This is a genomic window from Butyrivibrio sp. AE3004 (assembly GCF_000703165.1).
Lineage (GTDB): Bacteria > Bacillota > Clostridia > Lachnospirales > Lachnospiraceae > Butyrivibrio.
In genome coordinates this window covers 601,681-618,783 of the sequence record NZ_JNLQ01000002.1, presented here as the reverse complement: position 1 = coordinate 618,783, position 17,103 = coordinate 601,681, and the positions used below count along the sequence as shown (strand labels likewise).

14 protein-coding genes are annotated in these 17,103 nt (G+C 41.7%); 9 read left to right on the top strand and 5 right to left on the bottom strand.

What is annotated here, in order from left to right:
• Position 1: 1 nt before the first annotated feature.
• Together BV60_RS0105880 and BV60_RS0105875 are read right to left on the bottom strand one after the other, a co-directional pair.
• Entirely contained in the window at positions 2-301 is a 300-nt protein-coding gene (locus BV60_RS0105880; protein WP_029320199.1) for an ATP-dependent Clp protease adaptor ClpS, read from the bottom strand.
• Between the two features lie 21 nt (positions 302-322).
• On the bottom strand, positions 323-955 hold the full coding sequence (locus BV60_RS0105875; RefSeq protein ID WP_029320198.1) for a YigZ family protein: 633 nt from the start codon (positions 953-955) through the stop codon (positions 323-325).
• A 172-nt stretch (positions 956-1,127) separates the two neighbouring features.
• Between BV60_RS0105875 and BV60_RS0105870 the strand changes: the two genes are divergently transcribed.
• The 4 genes from BV60_RS0105870 (at position 1,128) to BV60_RS0105855 (ending at position 10,138) form a co-directional block, all read left to right on the top strand.
• Complete coding sequence (locus tag BV60_RS0105870; RefSeq protein ID WP_081846597.1) at positions 1,128-4,013, top strand: transglycosylase domain-containing protein; 2,886 nt, start codon at positions 1,128-1,130, stop codon at positions 4,011-4,013.
• A gap of 100 nt (positions 4,014-4,113) precedes the next feature.
• The gene (locus BV60_RS0105865) at positions 4,114-6,843 is read left to right on the top strand and encodes a YfhO family protein (protein ID WP_029320194.1); all 2,730 of its coding nucleotides are present in this window, start codon (positions 4,114-4,116) and stop codon (positions 6,841-6,843) included.
• Positions 6,844-6,847: 4 nt separating this feature from the next.
• Entirely contained in the window at positions 6,848-8,869 is a 2,022-nt protein-coding gene (locus BV60_RS0105860; protein WP_051656540.1) for a TaqI-like C-terminal specificity domain-containing protein, read from the top strand.
• Positions 8,870-8,953: 84 nt separating this feature from the next.
• Complete coding sequence (locus BV60_RS0105855) at positions 8,954-10,138, top strand: PAS domain-containing sensor histidine kinase (protein ID WP_029320191.1); 1,185 nt, start codon at positions 8,954-8,956, stop codon at positions 10,136-10,138.
• Positions 10,139-10,242: 104 nt separating this feature from the next.
• Here BV60_RS0105855 and BV60_RS0105850 read toward each other — a convergent pair whose 3' ends face one another.
• The 3 genes from BV60_RS0105850 to BV60_RS0105840 are packed head-to-tail and all read right to left on the bottom strand — an operon-like array spanning position 10,243 to position 12,599.
• A complete protein-coding gene (locus BV60_RS0105850) occupies positions 10,243-10,995 on the bottom strand; it encodes an amino acid ABC transporter ATP-binding protein (RefSeq protein WP_029320190.1) in 753 nt (250 codons plus the stop codon).
• Between the two features lie 24 nt (positions 10,996-11,019).
• Positions 11,020-11,676, bottom strand: coding sequence for an amino acid ABC transporter permease (locus tag BV60_RS0105845; RefSeq protein WP_029320188.1), 657 nt, complete (start codon positions 11,674-11,676; stop codon positions 11,020-11,022).
• Between the two features lie 38 nt (positions 11,677-11,714).
• Positions 11,715-12,599, bottom strand: a complete 885-nt coding sequence (locus BV60_RS0105840; protein WP_029320186.1) for a transporter substrate-binding domain-containing protein — start codon at positions 12,597-12,599, stop codon at positions 11,715-11,717.
• Between the two features lie 187 nt (positions 12,600-12,786).
• Here BV60_RS0105840 and BV60_RS0105835 point away from each other — a divergent pair, with 187 nt between their 5' ends.
• The 5 genes from BV60_RS0105835 to BV60_RS0105815 all read left to right on the top strand — a co-directional run bounded on the left by BV60_RS0105835 (position 12,787) and on the right by BV60_RS0105815 (position 17,035).
• Positions 12,787-13,293 carry a CinA family protein gene (locus BV60_RS0105835; protein ID WP_029320184.1) on the top strand — a complete coding sequence of 169 codons (507 nt, stop codon included), beginning with the start codon at positions 12,787-12,789 and terminating at the stop codon, positions 13,291-13,293.
• A 93-nt stretch (positions 13,294-13,386) separates the two neighbouring features.
• Positions 13,387-13,998 (top strand): hypothetical protein, encoded by a 612-nt coding sequence (locus BV60_RS0105830; protein WP_029320183.1) that lies wholly within the window; start codon positions 13,387-13,389, stop codon positions 13,996-13,998.
• Between the two features lie 207 nt (positions 13,999-14,205).
• Positions 14,206-15,201, top strand: coding sequence for a MetQ/NlpA family ABC transporter substrate-binding protein (locus tag BV60_RS0105825; protein ID WP_029320181.1), 996 nt, complete (start codon positions 14,206-14,208; stop codon positions 15,199-15,201).
• Between the two features lie 227 nt (positions 15,202-15,428).
• The gene (locus tag BV60_RS0105820; protein ID WP_029320180.1) at positions 15,429-16,400 is read left to right on the top strand and encodes a methionine ABC transporter ATP-binding protein; all 972 of its coding nucleotides are present in this window, start codon (positions 15,429-15,431) and stop codon (positions 16,398-16,400) included.
• Complete coding sequence (locus tag BV60_RS0105815; RefSeq protein ID WP_029320179.1) at positions 16,400-17,035, top strand: methionine ABC transporter permease; 636 nt, start codon at positions 16,400-16,402, stop codon at positions 17,033-17,035. The genes BV60_RS0105820 and BV60_RS0105815 overlap by 1 nt, the downstream gene beginning before the upstream one ends.
• Positions 17,036-17,103: the final 68 nt, after the last annotated feature.

The window sequence follows — 17,103 nt, the reverse complement described above, 5'->3', positions numbered from 1 at the left end:
TTTATGCCTCCTCTACACTCATTCTGAATGGAAATCCTTCACTCTTCGCTCTCATAAGCGCTGTGTCCACCCTGGTTCTCGCTATGTCGTATGGATATTTACCGACCACAGCCTGACCGTTTTTATGTACCTTCATCATTATTGATTCGGCAGTAACTTCATCCTTATGAAAAATATCCACCAAAACATCCACCACAAAATCCATGGTGGTAAAGTCGTCGTTGAACATGATGACGTTAAATTGTCTCGGTTCCTTTATCATGTCTTTTGTAAGCTCTTTTGTTGCGCCTTTAGTTGCCATACTATTCTCCTCATCCCTACATTAAAAAGCGAAATATCCTTCTTCTATTTCTTCGATTCCGATTCTCCCCTCAGTCTTTTGGGTAAGTCCGTCGGTAATCCTTCCACAGTCTTCCATTTTTACGGTGATATCATACTCCACCTTATCAGTATAGACTTCATTTTCAAGAGGGATTTCCTCCTGCCTAAGGAAATACTGAATATTGTTTACCAGTGTATAGTCAGCAGTCAGGTGATATCTTTTCCCATATACCATCTCTCCTATATCCGCAGCTGCAAGTCCTGCCTGTGCTGCCTGGGTATAAGCCCTGACCAGTCCGCCGGTCCCCAGAAGTACTCCCCCGAAATACCTTGTTACTATTATAAGTACGTTTGTCACTCCGGATCCTTTTATCACTTCAAGGATTGGTTTTCCGGCAGTACCTGAGGGCTCCCCGTTATCGCTGCACCTTGTTGTCCCGAAATCTGAGCCGATCACAAATGCATAACAGTTATGCCTGGCATCCCAGTACTTTTTCTGAAAAGCGGCTATCTGTTCCTCTGCCTCCTGAACACTTGATACAGATAAAACATTCGCTATAAATCTTGATTTTTTTTCAACTATTTCATCGCATCCCGGCTTAAGGATGACCTTATAATTGTCTGTTTTTCCCATAAATGCTGTTCCAATCGCTTTATCTTAGTCTATTTTTTACTATTTATATTTGTTATAATAGCATGATATAAGCTCGGTTACTATCACTGAGCAATCATGATATTACTTCGTATATTATATGCGCAGGCATTGATATTCGCAGTAACAATATCTTTTCATATCGGAGGAAGTTATGAATTTTGGTAGAAAAGGTATCCGGGACCAGCAGCACAAGCTGACCTCAGGTACTACTAAATGGAGAAAGAAAATTTCCCTCATATCCTTTGAGCTGATACTCATGGCTTGTATCGGACTCTTGGTCATAGGAGTGTGTGCAGGTATCGGTGTATTCCGGGGTATCATTGATACCGCTCCTGACATAGGTAACATAAGTGTTACGCCGACAGGTTATTCCACCTTCGTCTATGACACGGAGGGCAACCAGACTGCAAAGCTTGTCTCCACGGATTCCAACCGTATCCCCGTAAGCTGGGATATGATTCCAGAGAATCTTGCCCACGCTTTCGTAGCTATCGAGGATGAACGTTTTTACACTCACAACGGTATCGATATTCAGGGTATTGTGAGAGCTGCTTTCGTCGGTATCACAAGAAAAGAACTCTCTCAGGGTGCAAGTACCATAACTCAGCAGCTTTTAAAGAACAACGTATTTACAGGATGGACCAGTGAGAATTCCGACATTGCCAAGATAAAACGTAAGATTCAGGAACAGTATCTGGCACTGCAGCTTGAGAAGACAATGACTAAGAACGATATTCTTCTTAATTATCTGAACACCATCAACCTCGGAAGCAATACCCTTGGTGTGCAGGCTGCATCGCTTCGTTATTTTAATAAGCCGGTTACCAATCTTACTCTTTCGGAATGCGCTGTTATCGCAGGCATCACACAGAACCCCAGCCGTTTCAACCCCATCACACACCCTGACAACAATGCGCAGCGTCGTGAGAAGGTTTTGAAAAACATGCTGAAGCAGGGCTACATTTCGCAGATAGAATATGATGAAGCCATTAACGACGATGTATATGCCAGAATCCAGGTCGTTGATGAAGAAACCTCAGATAACAGCGTCAACTCCTACTTTGTTGATGCACTCACAAACCAGCTGATCGATGATCTTATCGATGCAGGTTACAATGAAACTCAGGCCTATACGCTTTTATACAGTGGCGGTCTTAAGATTTATTCCACTCAGGATCCTCACATCCAGTCTATCTGTGATGAGATTTACTCTGATGAGTCCAATTATCCCGAGGGAACAAAGTACCTTCTTGATTACGCACTGACAACCGTTGATACAGAAGGTAACAAGACTAACTACAGTTCTGAGATGATGAAGAGTTATTTCCAGCAGCAGACTAAGAGCTTCAACATGCTGTTTAACTCACAGGAGGATGCACAGGCTGCGATTGATGAATATAAGGCTGCTGTCGTAGGGACAAACACAGTAGACGGTGAATCAATAAACCTCACTCCTCAGCCTCAGGTTTCACTAACCGTTGAGGATCACAAGCTTGGCTATGTAGTTGCTATGATTGGTGGACGCGGAAACAAGACAGCATCCAGAACTCTTAACCGCGCAACCGATACGGTACGTCAGCCCGGTTCCACCTTTAAGGTGCTTTCGACCTACGCTCCCGCTCTTGACAGTGCAGGACTTACACTTGCAACTATATTTAACGATGCACCCTTTAATTATCCTGACGGACGTCCTGTTAATAACTGGTACGGAGAATCCTACAGAGGTCTTACAAGCATCAGAACCGCTATAAAGGATTCCATGAATATCATTGCCGTTAAGACAATGACACTCATTACCCCCCAGCTAGCATTTGATTATCTTAAGAATTTCGGATTTACAACACTTGCCGAAAACGAAGAGATAAACGGTAAGATTTACACCGATGTACAGCTTCCCACAGCACTTGGCGGACTTACCCACGGTGTTACCAACATGGAACTTAACGCAGCTTATGCTGCAATTGCCAACGGAGGCCTTTACATAAAGCCAAAGCTTTATACCAAGGTAGTTGACCACGAAGGCAATACCATCCTCGACAACACCACAGCTGACTCTACAAGAATTCTTAAAGAGTCAACAGCTTATCTTCTTACAAGCGCTATGGAGGATGTAGTAACAAGCGGAACAGGTACAGCCGTTAATTTCGGAACCACGGCTATTGCAGGAAAGACAGGAACAACCTCAGATGAAAACGACGTTTGGTTCGCTGGATACTCAACCTATTACACAGCTACAACCTGGGCCGGATATGACAACAACGTGGATCTTACGACAAAGGATGAGCAGCGTCTTGCAAAAACCATGTGGCGTGCAGTCATGTCAAAAATACATGAAAATCTGCCTTCCACAACTTTTGAAAAGCCCTCATCAGTAATAACCGCAACTGTCTGCTCAAGATCCGGAAAGCTTCCGATCAGTGGCATTTGTGACAGCACTCACCTTTCTGAATACTTTGAAGAGGGAACGGTTCCAACTGACAGCTGTAATGTTCACTATGCAGGAACCATATGTCAGTCAGATCAGTATCCCGCATCAGAGCAGTGTCCGTTCAAGATTACCGGTGTATTTGAGCTTATTCCGCCGGAACCCACGACGCTTCAGGGACAGTCACATTCATCGACTACATCAAACGGATTTACAACCTCCATTGATGAAGCAGGTAATACAATTGTTACTCCTGCCACTACATGTCACCATACACCTGAGTTTATGGCGCAGCCAAACATTCAGGAAATACTTGCGCAGGAGACTGCTCTCATTCAGCAGGGTATTGTAAATACACAGTATCGTACAAACCAGGGCGCAGCACCTGCCGCACAACCTGCCGCTGAACAGCCTGCCGCACAACCCACTGCTGAACAGCCTGCCGCGCAACCCGCCGCAGAACAACCGGCCGCGCAACCCGCCGCAGAACAACCGGCCGCACAGCCCGCTGCCGAGCAGCCACAGCAGGAAGTTACACCGACTGAAACTCCTGCTCCCGAACAGCCTGCTGCACAGCCTGAAGAAGATGATGAAGAAGAGGACGATGAGTAAGAAGACATCAAATATATAATAAGGATTTATGGTATAATCCCCTTGAGTACTATGTACTTAAGGGGATTATTTTATCTTATGCAAATATCTTTTAATTCTTATGGAGCAAGAGAAAAAGCTGCTAAAAAATCCTCACACCAGAATAAACAAAGAAGGACCATTCACAATGAACAACATAAAGAAAAAAAACTTACATTCACCCTTAAAGATCGCATTATTTTACCTTATCTACACAATTATTTTTGCCACAATGTCAGCAGTTATCTATGGAATCTTTTTCAAAAACGGCAAAAACCTGATCTGTCAGGGTGACACCTGGAGACAGCATTTAAAGGCTGCAGCCTACTACTCCAAATGGCTGCGCGGCGTATTTTATCACATATTTCATGACCATAGCTTTTCTCTCCAGACCTTTTCTTTCGGAATAGGCTATGGAAGTGATATGTATCCAACGCTGCAATACTACGCCCTGGGTGACATTCTCAATCTTTTTTCAGCGTTTGTTAAAACAGAATATATTCATATCTATTTTCAGGTTGTAATGATATTGCGTGCATATATTGCCGGTATCACATTTTCAATTTATTCCCGCTATATAAGAAAGGACATATCAAACACTGCACTTTTTGCAGGTATGTTTACCTATAGCTTCGGTTCTTACTTTATGTACCTTGGACTCTGGCATCCTTTCTTTGCAAATCCGCTAATCTATTTTCCGCTGGTTCTTCTCGGCGCTGAAAAGATCCTTAAAGAAAAAAAGCCTGTATTCTTTGCAGTTGCAATATTCCTTGCAGGCACAAACAACTTTTACTTTTTCTATATAATCGTGCTCCTTACAATAGTTTACGTTCTTGTAAGGCTTTTGTTCATATACTTTGGAGACCATGAAAAAGGGATTTTTGGTACAATCCCTACCTTCTTTTTATATGGAATAATCGGAACTCTGATGAGTATGTTTATACTTCTTCCGGTTCTTCTTGCTTTCCCCAATAATCCCAGAGCTGCTTCGGGAATACAGATTCCTCTCCTCTACCCTGCGGATTATTACGAAGAGCTTATAAAAAATGTTTACACCTTTATTTATCATGGTCAAAGCGATACACAGCTTGGCTTTACTCCCATGTTCGTCATGGCTGTAATCTGCCTTGTATTAAGGTGCATCTATCACCTTATTCATTCAAAAAATGAATCTGAAGAAAAAAAAGAAGCACTGCTTCAGGAGGTCGTTATCCTCATCCTTCTTACAGCTTTTTTGTGCTTCCCTTATGTTGGTTACACCTTTGCTGCTTTTTCCTACGCCGTGAACAGATGGGCATTTGCCTGTGCTCTTTTTGCGGGAGTGATCACAGCTGAATTCGTCGACTTTGTTTCAAAGAAATGCTCAGCTTGTCTTTGTGGCAAAAATGTAAATCTGACCACATATATCGCAGAAATCTTCAGTGTTCTGCTCCTTATCGTCACTGTTGGAATGATCATCAAAAACGGTCGTTTAGCCTACTCACCCGAGGAAGGCAACATGATAAGAGACTATATGGACAGATGCTCTCCCGAAGAGATGTACAACCAGCTTCAGAGCACCGAGGTTCAGGTCGTCGAGGAAAATGCCGCACAGTCAGGCCTTGATCCCGCCAATGACTTTTATCGCTATTCAGGCCGTGACCTTGTATGGAATGCTGCGATGCTTGATGGAATCTCCTCTACTCAATTTTTCTTCAGCCTGGCTGATAAGAGCGTTTCCGAATACTTCAAACTCATGGCAAACAACGATCAGCAAAACTTTGCCTACTATGCTCTTGATGACAGAGCAATACTTAATTCCATCGCAGGTGTCCGCTACTATTCTCTTCGCTACAACACCCCCGATCAGCAGGCCTTTGTACCCTACGGATATGCACCATCCTACGAAAAATACAACTTCGGTATTTATGAAAATTCCGATGCCATGCCACTTGGATTTACTTATAAAAGTGCAATTTCAACATCCGAATTTGAAGGGCTGACTCCTATTCAAAGAGAAGAATCTCTTTTGTATGGCATAGTACTCTCCGATGAAGAGGCTGCAAAATATCCTGAGACAGAGACGACTTTCACTTCGGAAAGCATCCCCTATGAACTTTCTTTAGAAGGTGAAATAAAAGAAACAAAGACCGGTTTTAAGGCAAAAGCAGGCTCCTCCGTTCTCCTTACCTTTAGTGGAAACGAAGCTTCAGAAACACTGCTTTACCTTAAGAATCTGCATGTAAAAAGTAAAAACGATGTACCTTCAATTACCATTAGTTCGCAGCTTTCTGACCAAACCGGAATATGGAAAAATATCGATTACAAAACAGAAAACTCCTGGTATTATTCAGGATGGCATGACTACCTTGTAAACCTTGGTTATTCTGCGGATGCCAAAAACCAGATCAGAATTACCTTCAATGAGAAGGGGACCTATACCTTTGATGAGATGACTGTTTATTGCAGATCTCTTGCAACAATGCACGATCAGCTTACCGCATTAAAAGAGCACACTTTGACGAATGTGGATCTGCACAAAAATCCCATCTCCTATGCGACAAACCGTATAACAGGCAGCATTGATACAGATGATAATGAAATACTCTTCCTGTCAATTCCTTATACAAGCGGATGGAAAGCCTATGTAGACGGCAAAAAAGCAAAGCTTCTGCGCGCAGACACCATGTTTAGCGCACTATCTTTGGAAGCCGGACACCACGATATCAAACTGGTATATCATACTCCCGGCTTACTCGCAGGAGTTATTCTCAGTATAATCGGCCTTATTTTGCTGATATGCTTATCCAAACTACACAGAACCAAGGAGTAATTTGATGTATACACTTGCAGAACTTTGCGCAGAACTGTCGATCACACCTGCAACAGGCAGAAACTGGCTAAAGCTTGGAAAAATCAAACCGGAAGGAAAAAAAGGACGTTCCTATTACTTTTCGGATACCTATGTACGCTCATTAAAAGAAGACCTTGAAAGCGGGAAACTTAAATCCCTTCGCAGTAGGCGAAACAAGACCTACGTGTCAGGAAATCTGCTGTATGGCTCTTATATAACAGCTGACTCACCAAATCTTCCTCTTGTTCAAAAGCTGGTTGATGATATCGCCGCTGTAGATAACAATGATTTTCTCCTTCGGAGAGTCCTTAGCGGCTGTGCAGAAGGGATTTTAAAAAAGCGCATAAAGGAAGAAGACCGTGATGCCTACAAGCCCCTTATAGAAGCATTAAAGGGTGAAGAAACAACCGATTTTCATCCGTTTGACGTTGATCCTTTACAAAACCTTTCTGTTCCTTTTACAGCCTTTGAATATATTTCAGGTGAGGATACTCTGGGCCTTATTTATATATCCTTAAAGCATCTGCAATCACGTAAAAGTTCAGGTGCCTATTACACCCCGGGAATCATAGTACAAAGGCTACTTGGACATCTTTTTGAAGCATCCTTTCTTGCGGAAGGACAGGATAAAAAAATACTTGATCCGGGCTGCGGAAGCGGAAACTTTTTATTATGTCTCCCTCCCGGAATCCCTGCAGAGAATATCTATGGCTTCGATACCGATGAAGTAAGCGTACAGATTGCAAGACTGACACTTGCCTTAAAATACAAACTGCCGGATCCTGATTTCTGGGCAAAGCATATTTCATGTACCGATTTTCTTCATGCAGATAAAGGAAGCTCTGCCTTCGATGTAATATTGGGTAATCCCCCCTGGGGTTCTTCCTTTTCTCCCGAAGATAAGGAGTATATTCAGGAAAAATATGTTTGCGCCAGATCAAAGTCACCTGATTCCTATGACCTTTTTATTGAGCAGAGCCTAAATCTTTTAAAAGAGGGAGGTACGCTCTCCTACGTCCTTCCGGAGTCCGTACTGCTTGTAAAATCACATACGGAGATTCGCAAAAAGCTCATTGAAAAATCCACCCTCTCACACCTTGAATATCTGGGGGATGTTTTTGATCACGTTCAATGCCCATCAATTATTTTACAGGCAGAAAAAAATACCGCTCCTAAAAACAATGGCGATTTCCTTCAAAAGCACCCCGTTATCTACGATAGGAATGAATTTTTCAGAATCATGGAAAACAGACATATATCTGAGGAGGGCTTTGATTTTCTGATGTCTGATGAAGAATACCTACTTTTACAGAAATTGTCTTCAGTTCCGGGCGTCAGAACACTTAAAGACAATGCCGAATTCGCTCTCGGAATTGTAACCGGTGCCAATAAAGAAATGCTAAAATCCAGAAAAAGCCCAAAGAACGAAATCATCCTCAAGGGATCCGATATTTTCAAATATGCATTTCACATTCCAAAATGCTACATAACCTTCGTGCCTGAAAAATGCCAGCAGGTAGCACCTCTGCAATTTTACAGAGCACCCGAAAAACTCCTTTACAGATTTATAGGAGGCCGTCTTATATTTGCTTACGACAATAAACAGACCCTCTCTTTAAATAGTTGTAATATCGTAATTCCGAACATTAATGATATGAATATCAAGTACATTTTGGCAGTGTTAAACAGCAGTGTTTCAGAGTACTTTTTCAGGAAAAAATTCCGCTCCGTAAAGGTACTCAGATCCCATATAGAACAGCTCCCCATTCCCTTTGCAAATGAAACTGTTCAAAACGAAATCGTTTCGAAAATAGACAGAATTTTAGTGCTTTGTGATAATAATTCTCCAAATAGCATTTCCTCAAAAAACAATGCTGCTACAGAGGTAAAACAACAGTATGATGAGATAGATAATATCCTATTTAAACTGTATGAATTATCCGAAAAAGATATAGCTCTGATAAAACAAAATTTCAATGATGAAAACCTCTTCCTTCCGGTATAGCATTTACGGAATTTCGTGTTATAATTGATACAATCTTTCTGTAAATATAGAATTGTAATTTTTTAATTTTATATGAGGTTCTTAATGAGTAATAAAAACGAAAAGTTAAAAACCATATCACTGGAAGAACATGCCGACCAGTTATTTGATAAGATTGTTAACACGACTCAGGATTGCATTTTCTGGAAGGATACCGAGCGCAGATTCGTAGGTGTCAATCAGGCCTTTCTGGATTTCTTCGGTTTTGATTCCGTAGACTGCGTTCTCGGAAAGACGGATGAAGATATGAACTGGCACCCCGATCCTCAGCCCTATATGGATGATGAACTGCGGGTTCTTCAGGGTGAGAGTACTCACAACGTTCATGGACAATGCATTATAAAGGGCGAAGTCCGGGAGATTATCGCTTCTAAAACTCCTATATATGACGACGGCGTGATCATCGGCTTTGTCGGCTCATTCATGGATGTTACCGAGGAACAGGAGCGCATAGCAAAAATCGAACGCCTGAACAAAATGAATGATCAGCTCCTTGAAAACGAAAAACGTGCCAATAGGCGAATGTCCGAGTTTCTATCCAGAATGAGTAATGAGATTAAAAATCCCATGAAAGCAATTTCTGCTCTCTCCTATCTTGGCATGAATCAGGAAAACATCGAAGTTTTAAGAAGCGATATGAGGAAAATCTACACCTCCAGTCATTATCTCTCCAGACTGATGAGTGATATTCTGGACATCAATCGTATTGATGGAGGGAACCTTAATCTTGAACCCGAAAGAACTTCTCTTGACGACATTGTGGATGGCATCGAGAATATCACCAAAGCATTTGCGGGAGAAAAGAACATCGATGTTATGGTCAACAGAAATTACAGAGCAAATCCTCAGGTCATCTGTGACCTTGGGCGAACACAGCAGATGGTTACCAACCTGACTTCAAATGCTGTTAAATTCAGTGACAGGGGATCTCTGGTTGAGATAACCGTCACCGCCAAGCGCAAGGATGACGGTTATCATATAAACTTTGTTGTAAAGGATGAAGGCTGCGGTATCGGAGAATCCTTCATGCCCAGTCTGTTCAGAACCTTTTCCCAGGAAAAGAGAAATCCAAGTAAATACGGAAATGGTACGGGCCTTGGACTCTCGGTTGCAAAACGTCTGGCCTGCCTCATGAAAGGTGATATTACCGTAGAAAGCGAAGAAGGACTTGGCAGCGTATTCACAGCAAGCATACAGCTAAATGCCGCGCCCTTGGATTATCAAATATAAATGTAGAAAAATAAAGCAGCAACTACCGATCTTTAAAGAAACTTTTAAAATCAGGCAATTGCTGCTTTTACTTTTAGAGTGGCTTCTTGAATATCCGAAGAAATTCAGGAATTCAAATTTGAAAGAAACTTCTTTGTACGCTCCTCTCGAGGATTATTTATAACCTGCTCGGCAGGACCCTTCTCAAGAATTACTCCGGAGTCCATAAAGATGACTTCATCAGCAACATCTCTTGCAAACGCCATCTCATGGGTAACAATTATCATTGTCGTCTTCTTATCCGCAAGATCCTTTATTACCTTAAGAACCTCGCCCGTAAGCTCTGGATCAAGTGCTGAAGTCGGCTCGTCAAAGCAGAGGATATCCGGCTTAAGAGCAAGTGCCCTGGCGATTGCAACTCTCTGCTGCTGTCCTCCGGAGAGCTGATGCGGATAATTATCCGTTCTGTCCGCAAGTCCCATCTGATCAAGAAGCTCCATCCCCATCGTATGGATCTCCAGATCAGTTTTATCTGTGTGAAGGAGCTTTGGTGCAAGAGTTACATTCTCAAGAGCAGTATACTGCGGAAACAGATTAAACTGCTGGAAAACCATTCCGAAATGTAGTCTTTTCTCACGCAGCTGATCCGGTTTTTCCGGCGGAAGTGATGCATCAAAAAGCTTCTCTCCCCGAACAGTAATCGTTCCTTCATCCGGTCTCTCAAGGAAATTCAGACACCTTAAAAATGTGGTCTTGCCGCTTCCCGATGAGCCTATTATCGAAACAGTCTGCCCCTCTTCCATGCTGAAGGATATTCCCTTAAGAATTTCAGTATTTTCAAATTTCTTTTTTATATTATTAACTTCTAAAATCGGCATAGTTCCTACCCTTATCGTCAAATGTTATCTGAAGTAGCTCAGTTTTTTCTCAATGTAACCAAACAGAAGCGTCAATAATCCGCTAAACAGAAGGTAAAACGCACCCGTATAGAACAAAGGCCAGATAATTCCGCTACTCTTTATAAACGCCTGTCCATTCCAGATAATCTCGTAAACCGCAATTACTCTGGCAAGAGAAGTATCCTTTACAAGAGTAATTACTTCGTTTGAAATCGGAGGAACAATACGCTTAATAACCTGAAGCAATATAACCTTAAAGAAAATCTGCTGCCTTGTAAGTCCGAGAACCTTACCCGCTTCATACTGTCCGACAGGTATGGACTGAATTCCGCCTCTGAATATTTCAGAAAAATAGCAGGCATAGTTGAACACAAAGGCAACGAGCGCAGCAAGAAATCTTCCGTTTCCGCCGGAGCCCCATATATTAAGGCCAAGGAAAATCCCGGGTCCGTAATATATTATAAGGAGCTGCAGCATAAGCGGTGTACCGCGCACTACCCAGATCACGAATCTGATAGGAATACGCACCAGTTTTGTCCTTGTCATGGAGCCAATACTTATGAGAAGTCCCAATGGCAATGAAAACAAAAGTGTCAGTATAAAAAGTTTAAGCGTTCCAAGAAACCCTTCAAGCAGGGAAATAGTTACTGTTAAAAACATAAATGTGAATTCCTTAATCTAATTCAGTAAGTTTAGTCTTATTTCTGGTCAATTACAGCATCCTGAACACCATATGTGCCGGCAATCTCAAGAAGACTTCCGTCATCGTACATAGCCTTAAGCTGGTCATTGATATATGCTGCAAGATCTGAACCCTTTCTGCAGCCAATGCCATATTCCTCTGTTGTGAGTTCAACTGTGTGTGTAAGATCGGGATAGCTTGTACCTTCACCGATCATTGCTCCTGCCATAAGAAGATCGATAATGCATGCACCTGATGTTCCTGCCTGAACCTCCATAAGCGCATCTGCCTGTGAAGTAACTGATATGAAATCAAATCCCTTCTCTGTTGCAACCTGCTCACCTGCAGAGCCTGCTTCAACGGCATAGCTAAGTCCTGCTGCATCTTCTTCAGTCTTAACAGAATCTGCCTGATCTGCAGATACAACAACAACCTGTGCGTTATTAAGATAAGGCTTTGTGCACTCCATTGAATTAGTAACTTCATTGGTAAGTGTCATACCGTTCCAGACAACATCGATTGACTTATTATCAAGCTCAAGAATCTTGTTATCCCAGTCAATTTCAACAAACTCAGCCTCAACACCAAGTGATTCAGCTACCTTCTTTGCAAGATCGGCATCGTATCCAATCCACTCACCGTTATCATCCTTGTAATCCATGGGAGCAAAATCAGTAATACCAACAATGAGCTTCCCCTTATTCTTAATGTATTCAACATCTGAATCTGCTGCAGCTTCTTCTGATGAAGCTTCCTCTGCGTTATCATCTGCTGCCTCTGTTGTCTCAGCAGCTTCTTCAGGAGCTGTTGTTTCTGCATTCTCAGCTGCCCTCTGTCCGCACGCTGTCATCGAAACTGTCATCATCGCTGCAAGAATACCTGCCATAATCTTTTTTTTCATAAATTTTTCCTCCTCGAATTTTTGTTGTTATAAATCTTTTCGTAAATCACAATTTTTATCAAAACGGATATTATATTTTTATCCTTTAACACTTTATCACACTAAACTATTTTGTGCAAATCTTAATATTAATGATATTATTTAAACAAAACAGGAAACGTTGTCCTTTTGCAAATAGGGAAAATCAATGAATAACGAAGAGAAAACCATAAAAAAATATGAATCCATTACAAAGCTTCTTATAAAAAAGAAGCTAACAATAACCACTATGGAAAGCTGCACAGCCGGCATGATAGCGAACCTTTTAACCGATACCGAAGGTTCCTCTGCTATCTTAAAGGGTGCATTTATAACCTATAGTAACGAAGCCAAAATACTTCAGGGTGTTCCTTCAGATATAATAGAAAAGCATGGTGTCTATTCTATCGAGACGGCATCTCATATGGCACTTTCCTGTAAAAAAACCTACACCGCAGATATAGGCATAGGCGTAACAGGCACCATGGGTAACATTGATCCGGCAAATTCAGACAGCATTCCTGGTGAAATATATGCTGCCATAGTAACAGATAATAATATAGAACCCCTTAGTTTTAAGATTACAGAACCTATGCCCACAAGGCACGACTATAAGATTTTTGTGGCAGATAAAATCGCGGATGCAATCCTGCAGATAATTGATACTATCCTATAATACGCAATTTGTTTTTTTATGTTAAAATGTATTTATACATAACTAATTACACCAAAATAAGAAAGGAGCATCCGTTTTTCGGAATAATTTGTAATGACAACAGCCAATATTTTTGAGATCATCGGTTACATCGGTTCCGCTCTGGTTCTGATTTCTTTTATGATGGTATCCGTTTTCAAGCTTCGTATTGTAAACACTTTGGGAAGCCTTTTCTGCGTAGTATATGGATTTCTGATACATGCATATCCCACCGTCATAATGAATATAGCTCTGGTTGCGATAAATGTTTACTATCTGGTAAAAATGATGCGTATCCAAACTGACAATGATTACGATCTGGTCAAGGTTTCCGGTGATGACGGACTCACCAAATACATTATCGACCTGTATAAAGATGACATAGCCAAATATTTTCCCGGAATATCGATGGATTTTAGTACTTCCAATTCAGCTTTTGTCGTTTGCCACAGTGGCAAGCCTGTCGGTATCATGCTTGGAAATCTCAAAGATCACGTTCTTGATATCAAGCTGGACTACTCCATCCCCGAATATCGTGACTTCTCAATCGGAGAATTCCTCATGGGCAACCTTATCCATGAAGACATAGATAAGCTGGTCTACAGAGGAACAGATGAAAACCATAAAGCTTATCTTAAGAAAACAGGATTCGTCAACAAGGGTGATCGCTACGAGAGAACCCTGTGATTATCTCCTTTCTATTGCTGCAAAAGGCTCTCTTATGAGAGCCTTTTGTACGTCATGAAAACAGCATAAATACTGCTTAATACGCTTCCTATAAGTTTTTCTTATGCGAAAAACCGTTGTTTTTATTTGCCTAAAAAAGAAAAGTGGTATATCATACTCACATAAAGAAGCCGAACGAAAAAGGCTATCTTGGAGGAGGAAATAATTATGAGAAGAAAGTTATTAACAAGTATTGTATTATCAACTGCATTGACATTTAGTGCACTTACAGGCTGCGGTTCAACAGGAACAGAAACAGCTACCGAAGCTTCATCAGAAACAGCTGAGACTAGTGAAGAAGCAACTGACAGTGCTGAAACAGCAGAAAGCACTGAAGAGGCTACCGAAGCTGAAAGCACTGAAGAAGCTACAGATGCAGTTACTGCTCCCGCTGACGGAGACAACAAAATTACAGTAGGTGCAACACCCGTACCTCACGCAGAAATTCTTGATAACATCGTTAAGGAAGTTCTTGCAAAAGACGGTTGGGAACTTGAGACCGTTGTTTTCAACGATTACGTTCTTCCCAATACTTCACTTGAAGAGGGCGAGCTTGACGCTAATTACTTCCAGACACTTGGTTACATGAACCAGCAGAACTCTGATGCAGGTCTTCATCTCACAGCCGTAGCAGGTGTTCACATTGAGCCCATGGGCATCTACTCTGAGAAGTATACATCACTTGATGAAATTCCGGACGGTGCTTCAATCGGTATCCCGAACGATCCCGACAACGCTGAGCGTGGAATTGACCTTCTTGTTCAGAAGGGACTTCTCACATCAAAGGGTGACTATGGCACAGACGCTAACTACACAGAGGATTCTCTTTCAAAGGATACAGAAGCTAACCCTCACGGTTATGTGATCACACCTCTTGAGGCTGCTTCACTTCCTCTTTCACTCCCTGATCTTGATGCAGCAACAATCAATGGTAACTATGCTCTTGAAGCAGATCTTCCTAATACACATCCTGCACTTGATATCGAGGAGTTCGATGATGAGACAACTCTTAAGAGAACAAACTTCCTTGTAGTAAAGGAAGGCTCAGAGTCTTCTGACAAGATCAAGGCTCTCGTAAATGCTCTCCAGTCTGACGAAGTTAAGGCTTACATCGAAGACACCTACAAAGGTGCTGTTATCCCTTCTTTCACAGACGCACAGTAATTACTAAAAACGCTTGCAAAGTCCTCCGGATTTCCGGGGGACTTTTTTTATCCAAAACTCACCACTTACCTTGTCATGCTTCACATTCCCGTATGGAAACAGGCTATTTTACTGTGGATAAAAGAACGTATTTATTGTAAAATGTGTAAGTATGCTAAATACACGGTTTTCGGAATTCATGTAATAATTCTGAATCTGAATATAAAAAAATAAGGACATTTTTTCATATGATAAAAATTGATAACGTAACAAAATCCTTTAAGAATACGGATGTACTTAAAGGTGTTTCCATGGAAATCGAAAACCATGAAATTTTCGGTATAATCGGCCAGAGCGGTGCCGGAAAATCTACTCTTCTGCGCTGCATCAACGGACTTGAATCCTATGATTCGGGATATATTACAGTTGATGATCAGGAAGTCAATATTAAGGATAAGAAAGCTCTTCGTCTTATGCAGAAGAAAATGGGAATGATCTTCCAGAGCTTCAACCTTCTTGAGAGACTCGATGTATATCAGAACGTAGCGCTTCCAATGAAATTCTGGGGCATGAAAACAAACACTCCCGAAGCCAAGGAGAAAATTCTTAAACTCATAAAGCTTGTAGGCCTTGAGGAAAAAGTCCATGCAAAGCCAAGAGAACTTTCCGGCGGTCAGAAACAGCGTGTTGCCATAGCAAGAGCTCTGGTCCTAGATCCCGAAATCCTACTCTGTGACGAAGCAACAAGTGCCCTCGATCCCGAGATCACAAAAGGAATCCTTGCTCTTCTTCAGAAGATCAATAAGGAAATGGGCATAACCATAATCATCGTCACTCACCAGATGGAGGTTGTTAAGCAGATCTGCAAAAAGGTTGCTTTTTTGAGCAATGGACAGGTACTCTCCGTAGGTCAGCCCGAGAAGCTTTTCGTATGGCCTAAGGAAAAGGAAATCAGAGATTTCCTTAGAGAAGAAAGTGATAAGCTTCCCAAAACCGGCCTTAATATCAAGCTATTCTTCTACGGTGAGGGCAATCAGCGTCCCATCGTCACCATGATGTCCAGGGAACTTCAGGCGGATTTCAATATCTGCTGGGCCAAGCTTGAAGACTTCAGAGAGGATGTTTACGGCAGCCTTGTTCTTAATATAAATGAAAAAGATTTAGACAGGGTTTGCGCTTTTCTTGATAAAAAAGATGTAACATGGGAGGTTATTAAGTAATGACAGATATCATATTAAAAGCTTTTAACCAGACCCTGTATATGGTTTTCTGGTCCACAATCTTTTCTGTGGTACTTGGTTTTATCCCTGCGATAATCCTTACACTTACTGCACCTGACGGATTAAAGCCAAACAAACTTGTTTATGAGATACTTAGTTTTATAGTGAACGTATTCAGAAGCTTTCCTTTTATCATTTTGCTGGTTATCCTGATTCCGTTTACAAGAATGGTTGTCGGAAAATCAATCGGAACAACTGCTTCAATTGTTCCTCTGACCATTTCCGCAATTCCTTTCATTGCAAGAGTTTTTGAATCAGCTCTTCGTGAGACCAACCCCGGAGTAATCGAAGCCGCAAGGTCATTTGGCGCTTCCAATTTCCAGATTCTCCTCAGAGTCTATGTAAAGGAATCAATTCCGAGAATGCTAAACGGTATAGTCCTTCTTATAATCTCACTTATAGGCTACTCCGCAATGGCTGGAACGGTCGGCGGCGGCGGTATCGGTGACATCGCAATACGTTACGGATATCAGCAGTACAAAACAGACTACCTCATCGTTTGCTCAATCATTCTGATTGCTTTTGTACAGCTTATCCAGATGCTGGGCAACCATTTATATAAAAAAATGTCATAAAACCACTACTTCCCGGGTATATAAGTTTAGCTTAAATCCGATTGCCAAAAGGGCATGACAGATTGAGA

Excerpts from the sequence above, each read along its gene's own strand:
- BV60_RS0105880 (WP_029320199.1), bottom strand. The coding sequence starts at position 301 with ATGGCAACTAAAGGCGCAACAAAAGAGCTTACAAAAGACATGATAAAG.
- BV60_RS0105875 (WP_029320198.1), bottom strand. The coding sequence starts at position 955 with ATGGGAAAAACAGACAATTATAAGGTCATCCTTAAGCCGGGATGCGAT.
- BV60_RS0105870 (WP_081846597.1), top strand. The coding sequence starts at position 1,128 with ATGAATTTTGGTAGAAAAGGTATCCGGGACCAGCAGCACAAGCTGACC.
- BV60_RS0105865 (WP_029320194.1), top strand. The coding sequence starts at position 4,114 with ATGGAGCAAGAGAAAAAGCTGCTAAAAAATCCTCACACCAGAATAAAC.
- BV60_RS0105860 (WP_051656540.1), top strand. The coding sequence starts at position 6,848 with ATGTATACACTTGCAGAACTTTGCGCAGAACTGTCGATCACACCTGCA.
- BV60_RS0105855 (WP_029320191.1), top strand. The coding sequence starts at position 8,954 with ATGAGTAATAAAAACGAAAAGTTAAAAACCATATCACTGGAAGAACAT.
- BV60_RS0105850 (WP_029320190.1), bottom strand. The coding sequence starts at position 10,995 with ATGCCGATTTTAGAAGTTAATAATATAAAAAAGAAATTTGAAAATACT.
- BV60_RS0105845 (WP_029320188.1), bottom strand. The coding sequence starts at position 11,676 with ATGTTTTTAACAGTAACTATTTCCCTGCTTGAAGGGTTTCTTGGAACG.
- BV60_RS0105840 (WP_029320186.1), bottom strand. The coding sequence starts at position 12,599 with ATGAAAAAAAAGATTATGGCAGGTATTCTTGCAGCGATGATGACAGTT.
- BV60_RS0105835 (WP_029320184.1), top strand. The coding sequence starts at position 12,787 with ATGAATAACGAAGAGAAAACCATAAAAAAATATGAATCCATTACAAAG.
- BV60_RS0105830 (WP_029320183.1), top strand. The coding sequence starts at position 13,387 with ATGACAACAGCCAATATTTTTGAGATCATCGGTTACATCGGTTCCGCT.
- BV60_RS0105825 (WP_029320181.1), top strand. The coding sequence starts at position 14,206 with ATGAGAAGAAAGTTATTAACAAGTATTGTATTATCAACTGCATTGACA.
- BV60_RS0105820 (WP_029320180.1), top strand. The coding sequence starts at position 15,429 with ATGATAAAAATTGATAACGTAACAAAATCCTTTAAGAATACGGATGTA.
- BV60_RS0105815 (WP_029320179.1), top strand. The coding sequence starts at position 16,400 with ATGACAGATATCATATTAAAAGCTTTTAACCAGACCCTGTATATGGTT.